The organism is Streptomyces sp. NPDC002580 (genome assembly GCF_042889485.1).
GTDB lineage: Bacteria > Actinomycetota > Actinomycetes > Streptomycetales > Streptomycetaceae > Streptomyces.
On sequence record NZ_JBIAQZ010000003.1, the window covers coordinates 31,901 to 53,354 of the forward strand.

Sequence of the window (21,454 nt, forward strand, 5' to 3'; positions counted from 1 at the left end):
TTGTCGTCACGACGCTCGAAAGAACGGCCGCCACGGTCGTCGCGGTTGAAGCCGCCACCACGGTTGTCGTCACGACGGAAACCACCACGGTCGCCGCCACGGTCGTCACGACGCGGGCCACGGTCGTCGCGGTTGAAGCCGCCACCACGGTTGTCGTCACGACGCTCGAAAGAACGGCCGCCACGGTCGTCGCGGTTGAAGCCGCCACCACGGTTGTCGTCACGACGGAAACCACCACGGTCGCCACCACGGTCGTCACGACGCGGGCCACGGTCGTCGCGGTTGAAGCCGCCACCACGGTTGTCGTCACGACGGAAGCCACCACGGTCGTTGTCACGACGCTCGTAGTTGCCACGGTCGTCGCGGCGCTGACGCGGCTCGTACGCGGGACGCTCGGCCGGCTCGGCGACGGCCTCGGCGGCGGGGGCGTCGGCGACGACGGCCTGCTCGGCAGCGGCCTCGGCGGCGGCGGCAACGGCCGCCTCCGGGTCCTCGCCGCGCTCGCGGGCGGCACGGGCGACCAGACGGTCGGACTCACCGCGCAGCTCGACGGCACGACGCTGCGCGCGCTCCAGCTCCTTGGTGAGCTGCGTGACCTCACGCTCGGCCTGCTGGGCGGCGTCGCCCGCGGACTGGGCCTGGACCTCGGTCATCGAGCGGGCGCCGGTGATCTCGGCGACCTCGGGCTCGAAGGCCGTACCCGAGTTGATGATGTGACGCGCGGCGTCGACGCCCGCGTCCTCCATCAGCCGGAAGATCTGGCGGCGCTGGTGCGGCAGGGACAGCGACACGACGGTGCCGGAACGGCCCGCGCGAGCGGTACGGCCGGAGCGGTGCAGGTAGTCCTTGTGGTCACCGGCCGGGTCCACGTTCAGGACCAGGTCGATGCCGTCGACGTGGATGCCGCGGGCGGCGACGTCGGTCGCGACGAGCGCGTTGACGTAACCGTCCTTGAAGTCGGCCAGCGTCCGCGTACGGGCGCCCTGCGTCATGCCGCCGTGCAGCGCGTCGGCCTTCACACCGGCGTCGCGCAGCTGCTCCGCGATGCGGTCGGCGCCGAGCTGGGTGCGGACGAAGATGATCGTGCGGCCCTTGCGGGAGGCGATCGCGGCGGTGACCGGCGCCTTGTCCTTGGGCTTCACGATGAGGATGTGGTGCGACATGGTCGTGACGTTGCCCTGGGCGCTGTCGACCTCGTGCGTCACCGGGTTGGTCAGGTAGCGCTTGACCAGCGTGGAGATCTCGTTCTCCATCGTGGCGGAGAACAGCATGCGCTGGCCGCCGGCCGGGATCTGGTCGAGCAGCTCGGTGACCTCGGGCAGGAAGCCCAGGTCCGACATCTGGTCGGCCTCGTCGAGGACGGCGATCTGGGTGTTCTCCAGCGAGCAGGCGCCGCGGTTGATGATGTCGCGCAGACGGCCCGGGGTGGCGACGAGGACGTCGACGCCGCGCTCCAGGGCGTAGATCTGGTTGCCCATCGACGTACCGCCGCAGACGACCTTCATCTTGAGGCCGAGGACGTCGCCGTAGGGCTGGAGGGCGTCCGCGACCTGCATCGCGAGCTCACGGGTCGGCGTGAGGATGACGGCGCGCGGCTTCTTCTTCTCGGTGTGGCCGCCGGCGAGCTGCGCCAGGGTCGGCAGACCGAAGGAGAGGGTCTTGCCGGAGCCGGTGCGGCCACGGCCGAGGATGTCCTTGCCGAGCAGGGCGTCCGGGATGGTCGCGGCCTGGATCGGGAAGGGCGTGGTCACGCCGTTCTGCGCGAGCTTGCGGACGACACCCTCGGGGAGACCGAGGGTCTCGAAGGTGACCTCGGGGACGGACTCGACGGACTCGACCGTCTCGACGGTCTCCACGACCTCGAGGACCTCGACCGCGTCGTCGTTCTCGTTGTTCTCGGGCACGACGATGTGGTCAGTACTGGAAATTGACATGCGAAATGCGAACCTTCCGGAGTTCTTCGGCACGCGCCCAAACTCCGTGAAGTCGCAAACGACCGCCTCTATGCGGTCCGGCCACGGCAAGGGAGAGTACGCGCCACGCGGCGCTCTCTGCGGCGGCGCCGGGCAAATGGGATCAAACGATCTACTACCATACGCACCCTTCCCCCATGAAGGCAAACCGAGCCTCATACGAGCAGGCCAGGGTGCTTTCTCAGCCACCTGCTCGCATCAACAAAGTTACCCCCACCTCGCCGACCGCGCTGTTGAACAGACCACATCCATGGCCCCGAAACCCGTGAACCCCGCCACACCCGGCCCCGGGCGCACGGCCCACCGGCGCCGCCCGGCGTCCGGACCGTCCGGCCCCGACGCACCGCGCCGCCCGGCCGACGACCGCCGTCCCCGCCTCCGGCTCCGCCCCGTCCCGGACCGCGCGCCCCTCACACGGGGGAGCCCGCCTCGGGTGCCGGTTCCCGCTGCACCAGCTGCGTGGCCTGCTGCTCGTGGGCCGACGAGGACGGTTCCGCCGGGCCGGGGTCGGGCTCCGCCGGCGACGGCGGGGGAGGCGGTTCCGGCGACGGCTCCTCCGTCGTCCGGGTGGGAGTCGGCTCACCGGGCGGCACGGAGACCGCGGACGGCTTCCCGCCCTTCTCCGTCGCCTTCGCGGACGGCTTCCCGCTCGCGGACTCCGACGCCGACGCGGAGGGGTCCCCGGACGCGGACTCCCCCGGCTTCGCCTTGCCCTTGCCGCCGTGGCCGCCCTTCCCGCCGCGCGACCCGACTCCGCCGACCCCCGCGGCGGGCTCGTCACCGGGCGCCTCGCCGGCCCGTCGCCCCGCCGAGTGCGAGGGACCCGGCCGCTCCCCGTCGTCACCGACGCTCATGCAACCGGCGGCAGCGGCGAGCGCGACGACCGTGACGGCCAGACGGACGGGTACATGCAGGGCGCGCACGGGCGGCCACCTCCGAACGGGGTGTCCCCCGCTCGGAAGGAGCCGAGAACGTGGGGGAGGAACGGGAGTTCACCCCGTTCAACTCCCGCCGCCCGCAAGAGGACACGCGGCCCCCGGGCCCAACCGGGCCCGGGGGCTTGCGTGGAGCGCGTTCTTCGAGGGTCTCCGGGTCAGCCGGCGGCCAGCGGGGTCCGCGGCGCCAGCGCGGCCGCGATGCGCTGGGCGATCACCTCGGCCTGGTTGCCGTCGGGTGAGCCCGCGGTCTTGGTGGAGCTGACCGCGATGGCGAGACGGTCGGACGGGAGGTACGCCTGGATCGCCGCGTAGCCGGAGAACGACGGGTTCTGGACCACCCACCCGTTGACCACGAGGACACCGAGCCCGAAGTGCCGGTCCCCGGTCTGCTTCACGCACACCGTGGCAGGGCACTTGGCGGTCGGACCGCCGAGGCCGACCGTTCCCGGGTCGAGCAGCGTGCGGTGAGCGCGGTGCGAGAGCAGTTCGCCGCTGCCGATGGCCTGAGCCGAACGGGCCAGGTCACAGATGTGGGTGGTGATGACCGCGCCGGGCGCGGTGGTCCACGACGGGTTCCAGAACGTGGACTCCTCGTACAGGCCCCGCTCGGACGTGAAGGCGTGCAGGACGGGACGCGGGATGTCGGGAGTGAAGTTGTTCCGCGTGTTGTCCAGACCCAGCGGGCCCGTCACCCGCTCCTTCAGGAACCTGTCGATCCGGGTGCCGGTGATCTTCTCCAACGCCTGGGTGAGCAGCAGGTAGTTGGCGTGCGAGTAGCTCCAGTTCGTCCCCGGCCGGTACCAGAAGCTGTGGCTGTAGGGGTACGCCAGCAGGTCCTGCGGGGTCCAGTGGCGGAACGGGTGGGCCCCCAGCTCGGCCAGGAAGGCCGGGTCGGTGACGTAGTCGTGCAGGCCGGTGGTGTTGGAGGCCAGCATCCGCAGGGTGATCCGGTTCGCCTTCGGGAGACCGGGCAGCCAGCGCTCGACGGTGTCGTCGAGGCCGACCTTGCCCTCCTCGACGAGTTGGAGGAGGGCCGTACCGATGTAGGAGAAGACCACGGAACCCGCGCGGAAGTGCATGTCCGGGCGGGCCGGGACACCGGTCATGGATTCGCCGAGCGCGTCGGTGACGACCTCGCGCCCGCCCCGGGTGACCTTCAGTTCCACGGACTTCAGACGGAACTCGGCCTTGGCCCTGCGGGTGATGTCGAGAACCCGGCGGGCCTGGCCGTCGAGAGGTCTCTCGGTCCGTACGCAGTCGCGTCCGTCGCGACGTGCGGACCCCTCGGCGAACGCCGGTGCGGCGGCGGTCGTCTGGACCGCGACGGCGAGGAGAGCGGCACAGAGGAGGGCCCTGCGGGCGCGGCCACGCGGGCGGGGACCCGTCGGGGAAGGGGTGCGTGTCATGCCCGCACTATGTCGGGACGATTCATCACTGTTCGACAGAACACTCCGGAACCACGGGGAGACACCCCATGTGGGGCAGACCACCGGTTCGTCCAGGTCCCGCCCGGGCCTCGTCCGGCCTTCTCGCCCCCTCCGCCCCTCCGCCCGGAGCACCGCCTTCCCTGACAATGGCCTTGTGCTGGAGATGACGCGAGAAACCTTCGAAGAGCTCGTGAGCCAGGCCCTCGACAAGATCCCGCCCGAGCTGACCCGGGTCATGGACAACGTCGCCGTGTTCGTCGAGGACGAGCCCCCGGCCGACGACCCCGAGCTGCTGGGTCTCTACGAGGGCACACCGCTGACCGACCGCGGCGAGTGGTACGCCGGCGTGCTCCCGGACCGCATCTCGATCTACATGGGCCCGACGCTGCGCATGTGCGAGACCCCGGACGAGGTGGTCCACGAGGTCGCCGTGACCGTGATCCACGAGATCGCCCACCACTTCGGCATCGACGACGAACGGCTGCACGAGCTGGGCTGGGGCTGACCGGGACGCCGGGGGAACGCGGCCGGGACGGGCCGCGCCCCTCCCGCCCGAGCCGGCGGCGGGACACGACGGGACTCGTCCCGCCGTACTTCACGGCGGCGGGGCTCCCGCATACCCGCTCCGGCGTCTGGGCATACGGGACCAATGGCCCGCGTCCCCGTTGCCGCAACCGCCGCTCTCCGCCGTACGACCGACCGCGTCCGCCGGGCGTCGCACGTCCTCGTCGGCCGCCGCCGACGCCGTCGCGAGGGCCCGGTGCTCGAACTCGCCGCCCGGCGGAACCCGTACACCCGTGCCCTCGGACTGCTCTGCGTGGTGCTGTTCGGCGCCTGGCTGGGCCTGCTGGTGGTGGGCGACGTGCGCGTCCCGGTCGGCCCCATGAACACCACCATGACCCTGCGCCCCTCCCTCACCGGCGGCACGAAGATCAACGTCTCCCCGCTCGGCGCCCTGGAGCTGGACAGTCACCAAGCCCCGCTGCGCCTCGACGTGGACGTGGACCAGCTCGACCCGGAACGTTCCCAAGCGCTCGTCGACCACCCCGAGCGCCTCTCCGGACTCCAGGACGAGGTCACCCGGGACGTCGAGCACGGCACCCTCGACCTGGCGGTCCGTTCCTGCATAGCCGTGGTCGCCGGCGCCACCGCCCTCGGCCTCGCGGTCTACCGCCGCCCGCGCCGGGCCCTCGCCGCCGGCGGCCTCGCCCTCACCCTGCTGGCGGCCTCGGGCACGACCGCCTTCGCGACCTGGAACCCCGAGTCGGTCCTGGAGCCGAAGTACTCCGGGCTCCTCTCCTCCGCCCCGTCCCTGGTCGGCAACGCCCGCAGCATCGTCAGCGAGTTCGACGTCTACCAGAAGGAACTGGCCCGGCTGGTGACGAACGTGACGAAGCTGTACGACGTCACGTCCACCCTCCCGGCCTACCGGCCCGACCCCACCACGATCCGGGTCCTGCACGTCTCCGACATCCATCTGAACCCGGCGAGCTGGAAGATCATCGGCTCGCTCGTGCAGCAGTACGCCATCGACGTGATCGTCGACTCGGGCGACACCATGGACCACGGCTCGGCGGCCGAGAACGGCTTCCTGGACCCGATCCCGGACCTGGGCGCCCCGTACCTCTGGGTCCGCGGCAACCACGACTCGGACGAGACGCAGCGCTACCTGGAACGCCTGGAGAACGTGCACGTCCTCGACGAGGGCCGGGCCGTCACGATCGGGGGGCTGCGCTTCGCCGGCATCGGCGACCCGCAGTTCACCCCGGACCGCGCGGCCGCACCGGGCGGGGACCCGGCCGAGTACCTCGCGGGCGCCCGGCTCGCCACCGCCCTGCGCGAGCAGCACGCCGCGGGCACCCCGGTCGACGTCGCCGTCGTCCACGAGCCGTCGGCCGCCCGCGTGACGGACGGCACGGTTCCCCTGGTGCTGGCCGGGCACGTGCACCACGAGGACATGGAGGTCATGAAGCAGGGCACCCGGCTGCGGGTCGAGGGCTCCACGGGCGGCAGCGGGCTGCGCGCCGTCGAGGGCCGGTACCCGGACCCCATCGAGACCTCGGTCCTCTACTTCGACCGGGACACCCGCCGGCTCCAGGCCTGGGACGAGATCAAGCTCGGGGGTCTCGGCCTCACGACGGCGGAGGTCAGCCGCCATCTCCCGGAGGAAAACCGGCCCTGAGCCCCCCTTCCTATTCGGTTTGGTCCCCGTCCGGGCCACGTAGTACAGTCTGTTCGTGCCCAAGGGCGCCGGTCAGGGCCTGACCGTCCGGAACTTCCTTCGAAGCGACGGAGAAGCGGAACCCCGTTGGGGGAAAGCGAAGTCATTTGCTTCTCACGTCCCTTCGGGAACGCGAAGACGAAGCAGAGCGGTAAGGCTGTTCGCCCCCATCGTCTAGCGGCCTAGGACGCTGCCCTTTCAAGGCGGTAGCACGGGTTCGAATCCCGTTGGGGGCACGCAACACCGTGTGCGACACTGTTCACGCATCGCACACAAAAGCTTGGTCCTGTGGAGCAGTTTGGAGTGCTCGCCACCCTGTCAAGGTGGAGGCCGCGGGTTCAAATCCCGTCAGGACCGCTGAGGTTTCTCCGGAAATCTCGTGGCTGGGTAGCTCAGTTGGTACGAGCGATCGCCTGAAAAGCGATAGGTCGCCGGTTCGACCCCGGCCCCAGCCACAGCGAGGCCCCGATCTTCGGATCGGGGCCTTTTTCATGTCCCGCGCGCGCCCCGGATGACCGGCCCTCCGCGCGCCCCGGAGACGCACCTGGCGCCGACTTGGCATGTCCTGTGCACAGCGCTACGTTCGGCCGGCGGACGCGGTGTCCCGGACGGGGGAACGAGTGGTGTCGAACGATGACAGGCCGAAGCCGATGCGCGAACTGGACCTGGAGCGCTACCGCGCCCGCTACGGGCTGACCGCGGTCGTCATGAGCAACCTCGCGGTCGTCTGCGTCGCGGTCTTCGGGGTGTGGCAGCTGAACGGCGACAAGGCGGTGACCGTCGGCGTGCTCACCGCCGCCTTCACCGCGGTGAGCAGCACCACCACGGCCTACCTGGGCATCAAGGCGGTCTCGAACACGGCCAGGGCCATGGCTCAGCCACGCGTGCCCGCGGCCCCGGTCCCGGGAGCGGCCACGCCCCCGCGGACGGTCCCGGCACCGGCCGCCGCCCCGGAGACGGACCGTGACCGGCCTCGCCCCGGGAACGAACCGGAATAGCGGCAGCAATCGCTTCGGAACCGTCCGACGCCCGCCCCGCCGAGCGCCCGGAAAGGGGGCACGGGCGGGGCCGTACGGCCCCGGCGCGCAAAAGCGTTCGCCAGTCTTTTCGCCGAGGTGAGATCCTGGACCGCGTATGTCTACGCACCCTGCCCCCGCCCTCGGCGATCTCGCCCCCCGTCTGGCCGAGCTGTCCCTGCGCGACGCGCACCGGCTCGGGCGCAGGCTCGAAGGCGCGCGCAAGATCCGCAAGCCCGAAGCCCGCTCCGCCGTGTTCGCCGAGATCGAGGCGGAGGTCGCCAAGGGCGAGGTCCGCATGGCCGAGCGCCGCGCCCGCGTCCCCGCCATCACCTATCCCGAACAGCTGCCGGTCAGCCAGAAGAAGGACGTGATCGCGGACGCCATCCGTGACCACCAGGTCGTGATCGTCGCCGGTGAGACCGGCTCCGGCAAGACCACCCAGATCCCGAAGATCTGCATGGAACTGGGCCGTGGCGTCCGCGGCATGATCGGGCACACCCAGCCCCGCCGTATCGCCGCCCGTACCGTCGCCGAGCGCGTGGCGGACGAGCTGGACACCCCGCTCGGCGAGGCCGTCGGCTGGAAGGTCCGCTTCACCGACCAGGTGAACCCGGACGCCACCTTCGTCAAACTCATGACGGACGGCATCCTCCTCGCCGAGATCCAGACGGACCGTGAGCTGCGCGCGTACGACACGATCATCATCGACGAGGCCCACGAGCGGTCCCTCAACATCGACTTCCTGCTCGGCTACCTCGCCCAGCTCCTCCCCAAGCGACCCGACCTCAAGGTCGTCATCACCTCCGCGACCATCGACCCCGAGCGCTTCTCCCGGCACTTCGGCGAGGCGCCGATCGTCGAGGTCAGCGGACGGACGTACCCCGTCGAGGTGCGCTACCGACCCCTCCTCGAGGAGGACGCCGAGGACGCTGACCGCGACCAGATCACCGCGATCTGCGACGCGGTCGAGGAGCTCCAGGGCGAGGGCAAGGGCGACATCCTCGTCTTCCTCTCCGGCGAGCGCGAGATCCGCGACACCGCCGACGCGCTGGTGAAGAAGAACTACCGCTTCACCGAGGTCCTGCCGCTGTACGCCCGGCTCTCGCACGCCGAGCAGCACCGCGTGTTCCAGCAGCACACCGGGCGCAGGATCGTTCTGGCGACCAACGTCGCCGAGACCTCCCTGACCGTGCCGGGCATCAAGTACGTGATCGACCCCGGCTTCGCCCGCATCTCCCGCTACAGCCACCGCACCAAGGTCCAGCGGCTGCCCATCGAGGCGGTCTCCCAGGCCAGCGCCAACCAGCGCAAGGGCCGCTGCGGCCGTACGTCCGACGGCATCTGCGTCCGGCTGTACTCCGAGGACGACTTCCTCGCCCGGCCGGAGTTCACCGACGCCGAGATCCTGCGGACGAACCTCGCCTCCGTCATCCTCCAGATGACCGCGGCCGGCCTCGGCGACATCGAGAAGTTCCCCTTCATCGACCCGCCGGACCACCGCAACATCCGCGACGGCGTCCAGCTCCTCCAGGAACTGAACGCGCTGGACCCCACGGAGAAGGACGCCCGCAAGCGGCTCACGCCGACCGGCCGCAAGCTCGCCCAGCTGCCCGTCGACCCCCGGCTCGCCCGGATGGTCCTGGAGGCCGAGAAGAACGGCTGCGCGCGCGAGGTCATGGTGATCGCGGCCGCGCTCTCCATCCAGGACCCGCGCGAGCGGCCCTCCGAGAAGCAGGCGCAGGCCGACCAGCAGCACGCCCGCTTCAAGGACGAGACGTCCGACTTCCTCGCCTTCCTCAACCTGTGGCGCTACATCCGCGAGCAGCAGAAGGAGCGCGGCTCGTCCGCGTTCCGCCGGATGTGCAAGCAGGAGTACCTCAACTTCCTGCGCATCCGCGAATGGCAGGACATCTACAGCCAGCTGCGGACCGTCGCCAAGCAGATGGGCATCCACCTCAACGAGGAGGACGCGCCCGAGCAGAGCGTCCATGTGTCGCTGCTCGCCGGTCTGCTGTCGCACATCGGCATGAAGGACGTGAAGGAGACCGGCGGGGAGAGCGGGAGGAGCACCAGCAAGAACGAGTACCTGGGCGCGCGCAGCGCCAAGTTCGCGATCTTCCCGGGTTCCGCGCTGTTCAAGAAGCCCCCGCGTTTCGTGATGTCGGCGGAACTCGTCGAGACCTCGCGGCTCTGGGCGCGCGTCAACGCCCGGATCGAGCCGGAGTGGGTCGAGCCGCTGGCCGGCCACCTCCTCAAGCGGACGTACAGCGAACCGCACTGGGAGAAGGACCAGGCCGCCGTGATGGCGTACGAGAAGGTGACGCTGTACGGCGTCCCGATCGTCGCGCAGCGGAAGGTGAACTACGGGCGGATCGACCAGGAGGCCAGCCGCGACCTGTTCATCCGCAACGCGCTGGTCGAGGGCGACTGGCGCACGCACCACAAGTTCTTCGCCGACAACCGCAAGCTCCTCACCGAGGTCGAGGAGCTGGAGCACCGGGCCCGCCGCCGGGACATCCTGGTCGACGACGAGACCCTGTTCGACTTCTACGACCAGCGGGTGCCCGAGCACGTCGTGTCCGGGGCGCACTTCGACTCCTGGTGGAAGCACAAGCGCCACGAGGAGCCCGAGCTCCTCGACTTCGAGCGCTCGATGCTCATCAACGACCGGGCCGGGGACGTCTCGAAGGACGACTACCCCGACTCCTGGCTCCAGGGGCGGCTGAAGTTCCGGGTGACCTACCAGTTCGAGCCGGGCGCGGACGCGGACGGCGTGACCGTCCACGTCCCGCTCCAGGTCCTGAACCAGGTCACGGACGAGGGCTTCGACTGGCAGATCCCGGGGCTGCGGGAGGAAGTGGTGACGGAGCTGATCCGTTCCCTCCCGAAGCCGATCCGGCGGAACTACGTTCCCGCCCCGAACTTCGCGCAGAAGTTCCTGGAGCGGGCGGTACCGCTCCAGGAGCCGCTGGCGCTGACCATGGCGCGCGAGCTCAAGCGCATGGTCGGAGTGCCGCTGACCGCCGACGACTTCGACTGGTCACGCCTCCCCGACCATCTGAAGATCACTTTCCGGATCGTCGACGAGCGGCGCCGCAAGCTCGCCGAGGACAAGGACCTGGAGGCCCTGAAGATCCGGCTGAAGCCGAAGGCGCGCCAGGCGATCTCGCAGGCCGCCGCGGCCACGGCCGAGCGCGAGGGCGGCGAGTCCCTGGAACGCTCGGGGCTGACGGACTGGACGATCGGCTCGCTCACACGCCTCTTCGAGACCCGCCGGGCGGGCCAGCCGGTGAAGGCGTACCCGGCGCTGGTCGACGACGGCCCGGCGGCGAACACCGTCTCGGTACGGCTCTTCGACACGGAGACCGAGCAGGCCGAGGCCATGTGGAAGGGCACCCGCCGGCTGATCCTGCGGAACATCCCGGTGAACCCGGGCAAGTTCGCCTCGGACAAGCTGACCAACGCCCAGAAGCTCGCCCTGTCCGCGAACCCGCACGGCTCGGTGCAGGCGCTCTTCGACGACTGCGCGATGGCCGCCGCGGACAAGCTCATCGCGGACTTCGGCGGCCCGGCGTGGGACGAGGAGTCCTACCGGAAGCTGTACGACAAGGTGCGGGCCGAGATCGTCGACACGACCGTGCGCACCGTCGGGCAGGTGCAGCAGGTGCTCGCCGCCTGGCAGGCCTGTGAGCGGCGCCTGAAGGGGCTCAGGAGCCCCACGCTGCTCGCGAACCTCGCGGACGTGCGGAAGCAGCTGGACGCCCTCGTGAAGCCCGGTTTCGTCACGGCGACCGGACTGCGCCGCCTGCCGGACCTGATGCGGTACCTGGTCGCCGCGGACCGGCGTCTCCAGCAGATGCCGACCGCCGTCCAGCGGGACACCAGCCGCATGGAGAAGGTCCACGAGATGCAGGACGAGTACGCCTGGCTCCTGGAGCAGTTGCCGCAGGGCCGGCCGGTGCCCTCCTCGGTCCTGGACATCCGCTGGATGATCGAGGAGCTGCGGGTCAGCTACTTCGCCCACGCGCTGGGCACGGCGTACCCGGTCTCCGACAAGCGGATCGTGAAGGCGATCGACGCCGCGGCGCCGTAACGACGTCTGTACGTGAAGTGAGTTCGACCCTGGGCTCACCCTCCTGTACAGTCTCATTTCGCAGCACAGCGCAGAACAAGTCGCTGCGAATCAAGGTCCTGTGGAGCAGTTTGGAGTGCTCGCCACCCTGTCAAGGTGGAGGCCGCGGGTTCAAATCCCGTCAGGACCGCATGAGAGAAGGCCCGGAGCTTCGGCTCCGGGCCTTCTCGCGTTTCCCCTCCGGGCTCTTCGCGCGTCCCGTCCGACATCCACGGCTCCGACCACACCGGCCTCGCCGGCAGCCGGCGCGCTCCCGGCTCTCCGATGGCCGCCGAAGGCCCCGGCATCGGGCCACGGGCGTCTGGGCATTCGGGGCTCAGAGCTCCGACTCTCCGGAGCCCGACGGTGCGACCGTGCGGGGCGCCGCCCGCGTGGCTGCCGGTCCGTCAGCGATCCGGGCACCGCCGCCGTCCAGGGACGCGGGCACCCGCCGCTCAGAGGCGCGGATCGGCCCGCGCTCACGGCCGCCGGAGTGTCCGAAGGGGGCCGGCGGTCCGTTCGCGTCTCTTGACGGCGTCACATTCCGCCGGTACCCCGGAAACCAGGGCCCTCGCCCTGCCGACCCTCTGGAGGTGCGCATGGCGGTGTCCGCTCGGCACGAGACCCGGGCTCTGCTCCGAGCCCACCTGGCGGCCGCCTCCGAGTACCGGCACCTGACGCGGCACTGCCCGATCTGCCATCAGCTCCTGCGGCTGGCCATGGAACCCGCCCCGCACGACGAACAGGACCCCGAGGGCGCTCCGGAGGACGAGAGCTCCGCGCCGGCGTGACGCGGGGACCGCGGGCGTGAGCACCACCCGGCGCACGCTCCACCGTTTCCCCTGGTTCACAGCCTCAACTCCTTTAGCGCAGAAGGTTCTCAGGCGACAAGGACTGTGGCATGTGACGGGAGTCACCGCATATGTTTTCAGAAGTGTGGAACTTACCCCTGTCCTACAACTAGTCAATTTAATATGTGCAATTGCACCCCTCACCGAGGGCATCCACAGTCGATCCGACACCCACCCCCAGACTCCGACAAGGCCGCTCACAGGCCCGTCCCGTAGGTTCGGAGACCGCACAAAAAAGATCGCGCTGGACCCGGCGGAGTCCAGCGCGATCTACGACGCACCCTGTTCATATGTCAGAAAAAGCTTGGGCGTGGGCTCTGTTGGGGCAGAATCCGCGTCGTTTGGAGCTGTGGTTCGGGCACTTCGACGGGCTGGGGGACCCCTCGACTTGTCCGGTTATGCGATGGTTCAGGCTTCGCTGCGCTGCTGCGGGATACCCGCGAGCAGTGCGCGGACCTCAGCCTCGCGGTAGCGGCGATGTCCGCCGAGTGTGCGGATGGATGTGAGCTTGCCGGCCTTCGCCCACCGCGTGACCGTCTTGGGGTCGACGCGGAACATCGTGGCGACCTCAGCCGGGGTCAGCAGCGGCTCGGCATCAGGGGTGCGAGCGGTCATGAGCGGCCTCCTCGGGAGAACCGAACCTTCTCGGTTCTTTCCTCTAAATTCTGCACCTTGACCCGCGTTGCCCGAAATGGCGGACGCGGGTCGAGTCGGTTATAGGACGAACGGCTTGTCCTCGGCACTACAACTACACCATCCGTCCAGCCGCGTCGGCCAAACCGATGGAATTGCCCTCCCAGGTGTTCATCAGCGACGGAAGCCGATGGACCATGCCATAGCGGACAGTCACGCCACTGTGACGATCAGTCACAGGGCGATCAGGAGTCACCAGACCCCCCATAGTGTGCAATGCGGAGGTTCCGCCCATATGCGGACGGAGGGAGTCCTCCCCCGGACTCCTTGTCCTATTTTGGCACGAGGAAGGGCAAGAGACGCAAGAGCCAGGTAAGTGCCATCCATCACGCTTGGCACCCGTTGACGCATAAGCCCGGATCAGGACCTACGTCCTGGAGTGAGGGTTCTTCAGCGTGTGAGGACCATACGCGAGTTCGACCCGCATCCAGTGAGAAGCAGATCACACTCGACAGCAGCCCCAGAGGCAACTCCCGTCCCATGTGAACCACCCGGAGCCCGCCTTCCCGGCCCACCCACCGATCGCTCGGTCCAGGACCGACCTCAAGGCGTCCTCGGCTCGGCTTCGGCTCGGTCTCCGCTCGGCCCCGCTTCGCCCTGGACGGACCTCAGTTCGACGAACGCCGGTCCCTGACCGACCGCCAGCGCTCCACCAGCCGCCCGTACGCCTCGCCCGCCTTCGCCCCGTCACCCGTGCGCAGCGCCTCGATGCCCTCGGCGACATCCGCGGCGGAGTGGTCGTCCTCCAGCTGACCGGCCGGCAGCGCGTGCACGAGTCCTCCGTAGTCGAGCTCGACCAGCGAACTCGGATGGAACTCCTCCAGCCAGCGCCCCACGTCCACCAGGCCCTCGATGAGCGGCCCTTCGTCCAGCGCGTCCCGGAGCGTCCGCAGGGCCCGCGCCGTGCGCCGCCGCGCCTGCACCATCGGCGTCCGGTAGCGCAGCAGCGGCTCGGCCCCGCCCGGGCCCGCCCCCTTCTCGTACTCCCGCTCCTGGTCGGTGACGAGCACGAACCAGTTCAGCGGCACCTGCCAGGTGGAGGTGCGGATCCACGGCCGCGCGTCCGGGTTGCGCGTCAGCCAGCGCTCGTAGTCCAGCGCGGCCTGACGGCGCACCAGCGGCGGCAGGACCGCGTCCAGGACGGACGCGGGGAGTTCCTCACCCAGCTCGTCCAGGGCCTGCCAGCCGCGCAGCCGGGTGCGCCAGGGGCAGACGCACACCACCCCGTCGACCTCGGCCACGAACGCGTCGGCGCTCTCGTGCACCGGCACGGGCACCGGCGGGGTGGGCAGCAGGTCGGCCAGCGAGCGGCGCAGCTCGTCCTGGTACGAGGGGCGCTCGGTGCGCCGGGCGTAGCGCGCCCAGTGCCCGCGCTCCGACTCGGGGAACGCGGCCAGCGGCTCGTACACCCGCAGGTACGACGTGTACGGGACGATCACTGCGGACACCTTGGGCACGCCTGCTCCCTCCCCCGTCGACCACCGGGAAAACCAGCGAGAACCGCTCACGACCTGACAAGAAATCTATGCAAATCGAACCATGGCGGTGACCCGCCCGTAGGTGATCCTGACCACTGTGCCGAGGCCGGATCGGCCCAGGCTCTAGTCTCATTCCCACGGAGCCCGCCATCCGCACGGGCCCCGCACCCAACCGCCGTTTTTTACCTGGGAGTCACCACAGTGACCGACGTAACCGGCGCGCCTGCTGATGTACTGCACACCCTGTTCCACTCGGATCAGGGGGGTCATGAGCAAGTCGTGCTCTGCCAGGACCGCGCCAGCGGCCTGAAGGCCGTCATCGCCATCCACTCCACCGCTCTGGGCCCGGCCCTCGGCGGCACGCGCTTCTACCCGTACGCGAGTGAGGCGGAGGCCGTCGCCGACGCCCTGAACCTCGCGCGCGGCATGTCGTACAAGAACGCCATGGCCGGACTCGACCACGGCGGCGGCAAGGCCGTCATCATCGGCGACCCCGAGCAGATCAAGTCCGAGGAGCTGCTCCTCGCGTACGGCCGGTTCGTCGCCTCGCTCGGCGGCCGGTACGTCACCGCCTGCGACGTCGGCACCTACGTGGCCGACATGGACGTCGTGGCGCGCGAGTGCCGGTGGACGACCGGCCGCTCCCCGGAGAACGGCGGCGCGGGCGACTCCTCGGTCCTGACCGCCTTCGGCGTCTTCCAGGGCATGCGGGCCTCCGCCCAGCACCTGTGGGGCGACCCGACGCTGCGCGGCCGCAAGGTCGGCGTCGCCGGCGTCGGCAAGGTGGGCCACCACCTGGTCGACCACCTGCGCGAGGACGGCGCCGAGGTCGTGATCACGGACGTACGGGCCGACTCCGTGCGGCGGATCCTGGACCGGCATCCCTCCGGCGTCACCGCCGTCGCGGACACCGAGACGCTCATCCGCACCGAGGGCCTCGACATCTACGCGCCGTGCGCGCTGGGCGGAGCGCTCAACGACGACTCCGTGCCGGTCCTCACCGCGAAGATCGTGTGCGGCGCGGCCAACAACCAGCTCGCCCACCCGGGTGTCGAGAAGGACCTCGCCGACCGCGGGATCCTGTACGCCCCCGACTACGTGGTGAACGCCGGCGGTGTCATCCAGGTCGCCGACGAGCTCCACGGCTTCGACTTCGACCGGTGCAGGACGAAGGCCGCGAAGATCTTCGACACCACGCTGGCCATCTTCGCACGTGCGAAGCAGGACGGAATTCCGCCGGCCGCGGCGGCCGACCGGATCGCCGAGCAGCGGATGGCGGAGGCGCGGCGTCACTGACGCCTGCCGAGGCCGAAGGCGCTTGTCAGGGACCCGTCGGCAGTCGACTGGGAGAGAACTCTCACGTCTGTCGGCGGGTCGTGGGCGAAGAACAGGTTAAAATCGCGGTTGACCAGCGAGGACAGGGCACCTCGCGGGTTCTGGGTGGAGGCGCGTGCTGCGGGCGACGTACCGTATGGGCGCGGGCTCAGGTACCGTGGAAGCCCTACGGACCGGTCTCTCCATGGAGAGTCCGTTCCAGATCATGAACGCGTGTCAAGACTCTGGGGCCGTCGAGCCCCGTATCCGAGGGGGTCGAGCCATGGGGCGCGGCCGGGCAAAGGCCAAGCAGACGAAGGTCGCCCGCCAGCTGAAGTACAGCAGCGGCGGGACTGACCTTTCGCGTCTGGCCAATGAGCTGGGCGCTTCGACTTCGAGCCAGCCGCCGAATGGCGAGCCGTTCGAGGACGACGACGAGGAAGACGACCCGTACGCACAGTACGCGGATCTCTATAACGACGACGACGAGGACGAGGACGACCAGTCCGGCCCTCAGTCGCAACGTCGCGGCGCTTGACGCAACAGCGTCCCTCGCAGTTTCCGCGATCTCTTCTTCTTAGCGGATCTCCTGGCGTGGGTTACTGGTAGATCGCCTGGCGTGTTTCTCGTAGTAGCGACTGCACCTCACCCGGTCCGGGGTTTCACCACCGGACCGGGTTTTGTGCTGCCTCAGGGGCTTCAGCCCGCGTAGTCGCCGATGAGCGCCGCGCCCGTCGCGTGGTCCCCGCGCTCGGTGATCTCGCCGGCGATCCAGGCGTCCACGCCGCGGTCCGCGAGGACGGCGAGGGCGACCTCCGCGGACTCCTCGGGCACGATCGCCATCATGCCGACGCCCATGTTCAGCGTCTTCTCCAGCTCCAGGCGCTCGACGCCGCCGGTCCTGCCGACCAGGTCGAAGACCGGCGCCGGGGTCCAGGTCTCCCGGTCCACCACGGCGTGCAGACCGTCCGGGATGACACGGGCCAGGTTGGCCGCGAGACCGCCGCCGGTGATGTGGCTGAAGGCGTGGACCTCGGCGCTCTTCGTCAGCGTCAGACAGTCCAGGGAGTAGATCTTGGTGGGCTCCAGGAGCTCCTCGCCGAGCGTGCGGCCGAACTCCTCGATGTGCGTCTCCAGGCTCAGCTTCGCCTGGTCGAAGAGGACATGCCGGACGAGCGAGTACCCGTTCGAGTGAAGACCGGAGGCCGCCATGGCGATCACCGCGTCACCCGTACGGATACGATCCGGGCCGAGCAGCTGGTCGGCCTCGACGACGCCCGTACCGGCTCCCGCGACGTCGAAGTCGTCCGGACCCAGCAGACCGGGGTGTTCGGCCGTCTCGCCGCCCACCAGGGCGCAGCCCGCGAGGACACAGCCCTCGGCGATGCCCTTCACGATGGCCGCTACCCGCTCCGGGTGGACTTTGCCCACACAGATGTAGTCGGTCATGAAGAGCGGCTCCGCGCCGCACACCACGATGTCGTCCATGACCATCGCCACGAGGTCGTGGCCGATGGTGTCGTACACGCCCAGCCGGCGGGCGATGTCGACCTTGGTGCCCACACCGTCCGTGGCGGAGGCGAGCAGCGGACGCTCGAAACGCTTGAGGGCGGAGGCGTCGAAGAGGCCGGCGAAGCCGCCGAGGCCACCGAGGACCTCGGGGCGCTGCGTCTTCTTCACCCACTCCTTCATCAGCTCTACGGCGCGGTCGCCCGCCTCGATGTCGACTCCGGCGGCGGCGTAGGACGCACCGGAGGCACTGCCCGTCGCCGGAGGGGACTGATCGGACAAAGAAGACATTGCCTGGGATCTTTCGCTTGGTGAAACGGGGCTCTGCGGCGCTACGGGCGACGGATGGCGTCAGCCGCGGCCGTGGCTGCGGGACCCGCGGCCAGCTCGGTCTCCAGGAGCTGCTTGCCGAGCAGTTCGGGGTCCGGAAGGTCCATGGGGTACTCGCCGTCGAAGCAGGCGCGGCACAGGTTCGGCTTGTCGATCGTCGTCGCCTCGATCATCCCGTCGAGCGAGATGTACGAGAGCGAGTCGGCGCCGAGCGAGGTGCCGATCTCCTCGATGGTCATGCCGTTCGCGATCAGCTCGGCGCGGGTCGCGAAGTCGATGCCGAAGAAGCAGGGCCACTTCACGGGCGGGGAGGAGATCCGGATGTGGACCTCGGCCGCACCGGCCTCGCGGAGCATCCGGACCAGGGCGCGCTGGGTGTTGCCGCGCACGATCGAGTCGTCGACGACGACCAGGCGCTTGCCCTTGATGACTTCCTTGAGCGGATTCAGCTTGAGGCGGATTCCGAGCTGTCGGATCGTCTGCGACGGCTGGATGAAGGTCCGGCCGACGTACGCGTTCTTGACCAGGCCGGCGCCGAAGGGGATGCCGGAGGCCTCCGCGTAACCGATCGCGGCGGGCGTCCCGGACTCCGGGGTCGCTATCACCAGGTCGGCCTCCACAGGGGCTTCCTTGGCGAGTTTGCGGCCCATCTCGACACGCGAGAGGTACACGTTCCGACCGGCGATGTCCGTGTCGGGGCGGGCCAGGTACACGTACTCGAAGATGCAGCCCTTGGGCTTCGCTTCCGCGAATCGTGAGGTCCGCAGGCCGTTCTCGTCGATGGCGACGAACTCGCCCGGCTCGATCTCGCGCACATAGCTGGCGCCGCAGATGTCGAGGGCCGCGGACTCGGAGGCGACCACCCAGCCACGCTCCAGGCGGCCGAGGACCAGCGGGCGGATGCCCTGCGGGTCACGGGCGGCGTAGAGGGTGGTCTCGTTCATGAAGACGAGCGAGAAGGCTCCGCGGACCTGCGGGAGGATCTCGGCGGAGGCCTCTTCGATGGTCAGCGGCTTGCCGTCGGCGTCGACCTGGGCCGCGAGGAGCGCGGTGAGCAGGTCGGTGTCGTTGGTGGCCGCCACACGGGTGGTGCGGCCTTCCTGCTTGGGCAGGTCGGCGACCATCTCGGCGAGCTGCACCGTGTTGACGAGGTTGCCGTTGTGGCCGAGCGCGATGGAACCGTGCGCGGTGGCACGGAACGTCGGCTGGGCGTTCTCCCAGACGGAGGCACCGGTGGTCGAGTAGCGGGCGTGACCGACCGCGATGTGACCCTGGAGCGAGCCGAGAGAGGTTTCGTCGAAGACCTGGGACACGAGGCCCATGTCCTTGAAGACGAGGATCTGGGAGCCGTTGCTGACCGCGATTCCCGCGGATTCCTGACCCCGATGCTGGAGGGCGTAGAGCCCGAAGTAAGTGAGCTTGGCGACCTCTTCGCCCGGAGCCCAGACACCGAAGACGCCGCAAGCGTCCTGGGGGCCTTTCTCACCGGGGAGCAGATCATGATTGAGTCGACCGTCACCACGTGGCACGGCACCGAGTGTAGGCGAGATCGACCACTGGTCCGAATTGGGGATACGGGACCCTAATGGATCACTCTGCGGCCACCGCGCTGACGACAGTGCCGTTTGCGCTGGTCAGGGCGATGCCGCGGTGATCCAGCGCGTAGGCGACCTTGCTGTCGAAGAGCTTCAGCAGCGCCTTCTCGGTCCTCATGAGTGAGCCGTCGCACACCATCCGGGTGGTCCTGGCCGGGCCGAGGGTGATATGTCCGTCGCCGACGGTGGCCCGGGCGGACACACGGTTGCAGCCGAGGCGCCCTTCGAGGCGGCCGTCCTCGCCGAGGACGAAGTACGCCTCGGTCCCCTTCGGGAGCGGCCGGGCCACGTTCTCGTCGCCGAGTGCCGTGACCGTCCACTTCGTCCCGCGCAGGGGCGCGTCCTTCTCCTCGGTGAGAGCCACGCGGTCGCCGTTGTCCGCGGTGAGCGTCAGCCGGTGGCCGTCGGTCTTCGCCGTGAGCGCGCTCCCGTCCGCGAACGTACGGCCGAGACTCCGCTCGAAGCTCATCGGGCCCTTCGCGCAGGCCATGTCGGTCGCCCGCATCTCGCCGAAGCGGACGCGGTCGCCCTCGACGGTGGCCGTCGAACCGAATCCGTTGCAGCCGAGGTTGCCACCGGCTCGGCCGTCCTCGCCGATCCGCAGATACGCGCCCGAGGGTGCCCGGGCGGTCCTCCCGTCCACGGTGAGGCTGTCGACGCTCCAGTGGACACCGGTCACCGGGGACGACCCGACCCCCGCGGAACCACTCCCCGCCGTCTGACCGCCGCAGGCAACGGCGAGGGGAAGCAGGGTCAGGACGCTGACGGTCGTTCGCTGCTTGTCCATGCCGATGTGACGGGAGGGGTGGAAGGTCGGTTCCCCCCGGGGGGGCCCGGATGCCCCCGCGGGGGCGTGGCCGGGGAGGACACCGCCGGGTGGGGGCTGGGCGGGGCTGGGACGAACGCGGGGTGCGGGTGTGCGGGTGGGGCCACGCCTGCCGCCTGCTGGGCCTGTCGGGCACGGATGCCGGTGCGGAGGGCTCCCACCCGCCGGGGGCATGCTCGGCACGGATGCCGGGGCGCAGAGCTCCCACCCGCCGGGGGCACGCCCGGGCACGGATGCCGGTGCGGGTCGGGAGGGTTCAGCGCATCAGGGGGAGCAGGGCTCCGAGGTCGGCGCGCTCCCCGCTGGCGCTGACCTTCGCGTCGTCCAGGGCCGCCTTCCACAGCGTGCGTCCCGTCGCGAGCCGGATCCAGGTCAACGGGTCCGTCTCGACGACGTTGGGCGGGGTGCCGCGGGTGTGCCGGGGCCCTTCCACGCACTGCACGACGGCGTACGGCGGGATCCTGACCTCCGTCGAAGCGCCGGGCGCCTTCACCGCGATCGCGTCGGCGAGCAACCGGGTGCAGGCGGCGAGCGCCTGACGGTCGTACGGGATGTCGAGGCCCGGCACCGCGCGGTTCAGGTCGTCGGTGTGGACGACGAGTTCGACGGTCCGGGTGACGAGGTGGTCGGCGAGGGTCATGGACCCGGTGCGGGTGGCGAGCAGCCGGCCGTCGGGGGCTGCGGCCAGGCGCTCGGTGATCCGTCGCTCGGCGTCCGCGTACAGCGCGTCGAGGTCCTGATTCCGCTCCGCGAGTTCCCGGCCGGCGTCGGCGATGGCCCCGGCCCGCGCGGCGGTGGCGAACGGCCAGTCGAGCAGTGCGAGTTCCCTGGTGGCGGGCTCCGGCCGGTCGAGGTTGCGGCTGACGGACTCGACGGCCGCGCCGAGGTGGGCTGCCAGGTCGCGCACGGTCCACTCCCCGAGGTGCGCGGGGAGCGCCAACTGCTCCTCGCTCAGGGTGCGGACGCCGTCCCGTACGTTCCCGAACTGCGCGAGGACCGCGGCACGGATCTTGGCGGAGTCGTACGTGCGAGCGCGCTTCTTGGCCGGAGGCATGGTCCTCAGCCTAGAACGAGCCGCCGGTGGTGCGCGGGCCGGACCGGACCGCCCCTACGCGGCCGTCGAACGCGGGGGATCCGAAGCGGACGTCCACGTCCTCGCCCGGCTCACC

General features: G+C 70.0%; 16 protein-coding genes and 4 tRNA genes. 11 read left to right on the plus strand and 9 right to left on the minus strand.

Annotated elements, in window-relative coordinates; genetic code table 11:
* The 3 genes from ACFYW7_RS11050 to ACFYW7_RS11060 form a co-directional block, all read right to left on the minus strand.
* The coding region (locus ACFYW7_RS11050) for a DEAD/DEAH box helicase (RefSeq protein WP_389500499.1) at nucleotides 1-1,934 on the minus strand (1,934 nt) is incomplete at its 3' end.
* A 449-nt stretch (nucleotides 1,935-2,383) separates the two neighbouring features.
* Nucleotides 2,384-2,896, minus strand: coding sequence for a hypothetical protein (locus ACFYW7_RS11055; RefSeq protein ID WP_389500501.1), 513 nt, complete (start codon nucleotides 2,894-2,896; stop codon nucleotides 2,384-2,386).
* 170 nt (nucleotides 2,897-3,066) lie between these two features.
* Nucleotides 3,067-4,317: a serine hydrolase domain-containing protein gene (locus ACFYW7_RS11060; protein WP_389500503.1), complete on the minus strand. Its 1,251-nt coding sequence runs from the start codon at nucleotides 4,315-4,317 to the stop codon at nucleotides 3,067-3,069.
* Nucleotides 4,318-4,492: 175 nt separating this feature from the next.
* On the opposite strand from ACFYW7_RS11060, the gene ACFYW7_RS11065 reads away from it, so the two are divergent.
* The 9 genes from ACFYW7_RS11065 to ACFYW7_RS11105 all read left to right on the plus strand — a co-directional run bounded on the left by ACFYW7_RS11065 (nucleotide 4,493) and on the right by ACFYW7_RS11105 (nucleotide 12,480).
* The gene (locus ACFYW7_RS11065; RefSeq protein WP_366695189.1) at nucleotides 4,493-4,843 is read left to right on the plus strand and encodes a metallopeptidase family protein; all 351 of its coding nucleotides are present in this window, start codon (nucleotides 4,493-4,495) and stop codon (nucleotides 4,841-4,843) included.
* Between the two features lie 144 nt (nucleotides 4,844-4,987).
* On the plus strand, nucleotides 4,988-6,520 hold the full coding sequence (locus ACFYW7_RS11070) for a metallophosphoesterase (protein WP_389500505.1): 1,533 nt from the start codon (nucleotides 4,988-4,990) through the stop codon (nucleotides 6,518-6,520).
* 202 nt (nucleotides 6,521-6,722) lie between these two features.
* Nucleotides 6,723-6,795: transfer RNA gene (locus ACFYW7_RS11075), tRNA-Glu, on the plus strand.
* A 46-nt stretch (nucleotides 6,796-6,841) separates the two neighbouring features.
* A tRNA-Asp gene (locus tag ACFYW7_RS11080) sits at nucleotides 6,842-6,916 on the plus strand.
* 24 nt (nucleotides 6,917-6,940) lie between these two features.
* Nucleotides 6,941-7,014 (plus strand) — tRNA-Phe (locus tag ACFYW7_RS11085).
* A 168-nt stretch (nucleotides 7,015-7,182) separates the two neighbouring features.
* Nucleotides 7,183-7,557, plus strand: a complete 375-nt coding sequence (locus ACFYW7_RS11090; RefSeq protein WP_389500507.1) for a hypothetical protein — start codon at nucleotides 7,183-7,185, stop codon at nucleotides 7,555-7,557.
* A gap of 136 nt (nucleotides 7,558-7,693) precedes the next feature.
* Entirely contained in the window at nucleotides 7,694-11,671 is a 3,978-nt protein-coding gene (gene hrpA, locus ACFYW7_RS11095; RefSeq protein ID WP_389500509.1) for an ATP-dependent RNA helicase HrpA, read from the plus strand.
* A gap of 94 nt (nucleotides 11,672-11,765) precedes the next feature.
* A tRNA-Asp gene (locus tag ACFYW7_RS11100) sits at nucleotides 11,766-11,840 on the plus strand.
* A gap of 448 nt (nucleotides 11,841-12,288) precedes the next feature.
* Nucleotides 12,289-12,480, plus strand: coding sequence for a DUF6274 family protein (locus ACFYW7_RS11105; RefSeq protein WP_389500512.1), 192 nt, complete (start codon nucleotides 12,289-12,291; stop codon nucleotides 12,478-12,480).
* A 468-nt stretch (nucleotides 12,481-12,948) separates the two neighbouring features.
* Here the strand turns inward: ACFYW7_RS11105 and bldC are convergent, their stop codons facing one another.
* The gene (gene bldC, locus ACFYW7_RS11110; RefSeq protein ID WP_003949541.1) at nucleotides 12,949-13,155 is read right to left on the minus strand and encodes a developmental transcriptional regulator BldC; all 207 of its coding nucleotides are present in this window, start codon (nucleotides 13,153-13,155) and stop codon (nucleotides 12,949-12,951) included.
* A gap of 686 nt (nucleotides 13,156-13,841) precedes the next feature.
* Nucleotides 13,842-14,690 (minus strand): hypothetical protein, encoded by an 849-nt coding sequence (locus ACFYW7_RS11115; protein WP_389500514.1) that lies wholly within the window; start codon nucleotides 14,688-14,690, stop codon nucleotides 13,842-13,844.
* 222 nt (nucleotides 14,691-14,912) lie between these two features.
* Here ACFYW7_RS11115 and ACFYW7_RS11120 point away from each other — a divergent pair, with 222 nt between their 5' ends.
* Nucleotides 14,913-16,007: a Leu/Phe/Val dehydrogenase gene (locus tag ACFYW7_RS11120; RefSeq protein ID WP_389500516.1), complete on the plus strand. Its 1,095-nt coding sequence runs from the start codon at nucleotides 14,913-14,915 to the stop codon at nucleotides 16,005-16,007.
* Between the two features lie 301 nt (nucleotides 16,008-16,308).
* On the plus strand, nucleotides 16,309-16,563 hold the full coding sequence (locus ACFYW7_RS11125) for a DUF3073 domain-containing protein (RefSeq protein ID WP_037615441.1): 255 nt from the start codon (nucleotides 16,309-16,311) through the stop codon (nucleotides 16,561-16,563).
* A gap of 161 nt (nucleotides 16,564-16,724) precedes the next feature.
* On the opposite strand, the gene purM is transcribed toward ACFYW7_RS11125, so the two are convergent.
* The 4 genes from purM to ACFYW7_RS11145 form a co-directional block, all read right to left on the minus strand.
* Nucleotides 16,725-17,825, minus strand: a complete 1,101-nt coding sequence (purM, locus tag ACFYW7_RS11130) for a phosphoribosylformylglycinamidine cyclo-ligase (protein ID WP_389500519.1) — start codon at nucleotides 17,823-17,825, stop codon at nucleotides 16,725-16,727.
* Between the two features lie 41 nt (nucleotides 17,826-17,866).
* Entirely contained in the window at nucleotides 17,867-19,393 is a 1,527-nt protein-coding gene (gene purF, locus ACFYW7_RS11135) for an amidophosphoribosyltransferase (RefSeq protein ID WP_389500522.1), read from the minus strand.
* 61 nt (nucleotides 19,394-19,454) lie between these two features.
* Nucleotides 19,455-20,246: an META domain-containing protein gene (locus tag ACFYW7_RS11140; RefSeq protein ID WP_389500524.1), complete on the minus strand. Its 792-nt coding sequence runs from the start codon at nucleotides 20,244-20,246 to the stop codon at nucleotides 19,455-19,457.
* 295 nt (nucleotides 20,247-20,541) lie between these two features.
* Nucleotides 20,542-21,339, minus strand: a complete 798-nt coding sequence (locus ACFYW7_RS11145) for a sterol carrier family protein (RefSeq protein ID WP_389500526.1) — start codon at nucleotides 21,337-21,339, stop codon at nucleotides 20,542-20,544.
* Nucleotides 21,340-21,454: the final 115 nt, after the last annotated feature.

What these genes read in the sequence shown, in the direction of transcription:
- ACFYW7_RS11140 (WP_389500524.1), bottom strand. Translation starts at nt 20,246, where the DNA reads ATGGACAAGCAGCGAACGACCGTCAGCGTCCTGACCCTGCTTCCCCTC.
- purM (WP_389500519.1), bottom strand. Translation starts at nt 17,825, where the DNA reads ATGTCTTCTTTGTCCGATCAGTCCCCTCCGGCGACGGGCAGTGCCTCC.
- ACFYW7_RS11125 (WP_037615441.1), top strand. Translation starts at nt 16,309, where the DNA reads ATGGGGCGCGGCCGGGCAAAGGCCAAGCAGACGAAGGTCGCCCGCCAG.
- hrpA (WP_389500509.1), top strand. Translation starts at nt 7,694, where the DNA reads ATGTCTACGCACCCTGCCCCCGCCCTCGGCGATCTCGCCCCCCGTCTG.
- ACFYW7_RS11060 (WP_389500503.1), bottom strand. Translation starts at nt 4,317, where the DNA reads ATGACACGCACCCCTTCCCCGACGGGTCCCCGCCCGCGTGGCCGCGCC.
- ACFYW7_RS11070 (WP_389500505.1), top strand. Translation starts at nt 4,988, where the DNA reads ATGGCCCGCGTCCCCGTTGCCGCAACCGCCGCTCTCCGCCGTACGACC.
- ACFYW7_RS11145 (WP_389500526.1), bottom strand. Translation starts at nt 21,339, where the DNA reads ATGCCTCCGGCCAAGAAGCGCGCTCGCACGTACGACTCCGCCAAGATC.
- ACFYW7_RS11105 (WP_389500512.1), top strand. Translation starts at nt 12,289, where the DNA reads ATGGCGGTGTCCGCTCGGCACGAGACCCGGGCTCTGCTCCGAGCCCAC.
- bldC (WP_003949541.1), bottom strand. Translation starts at nt 13,155, where the DNA reads ATGACCGCTCGCACCCCTGATGCCGAGCCGCTGCTGACCCCGGCTGAG.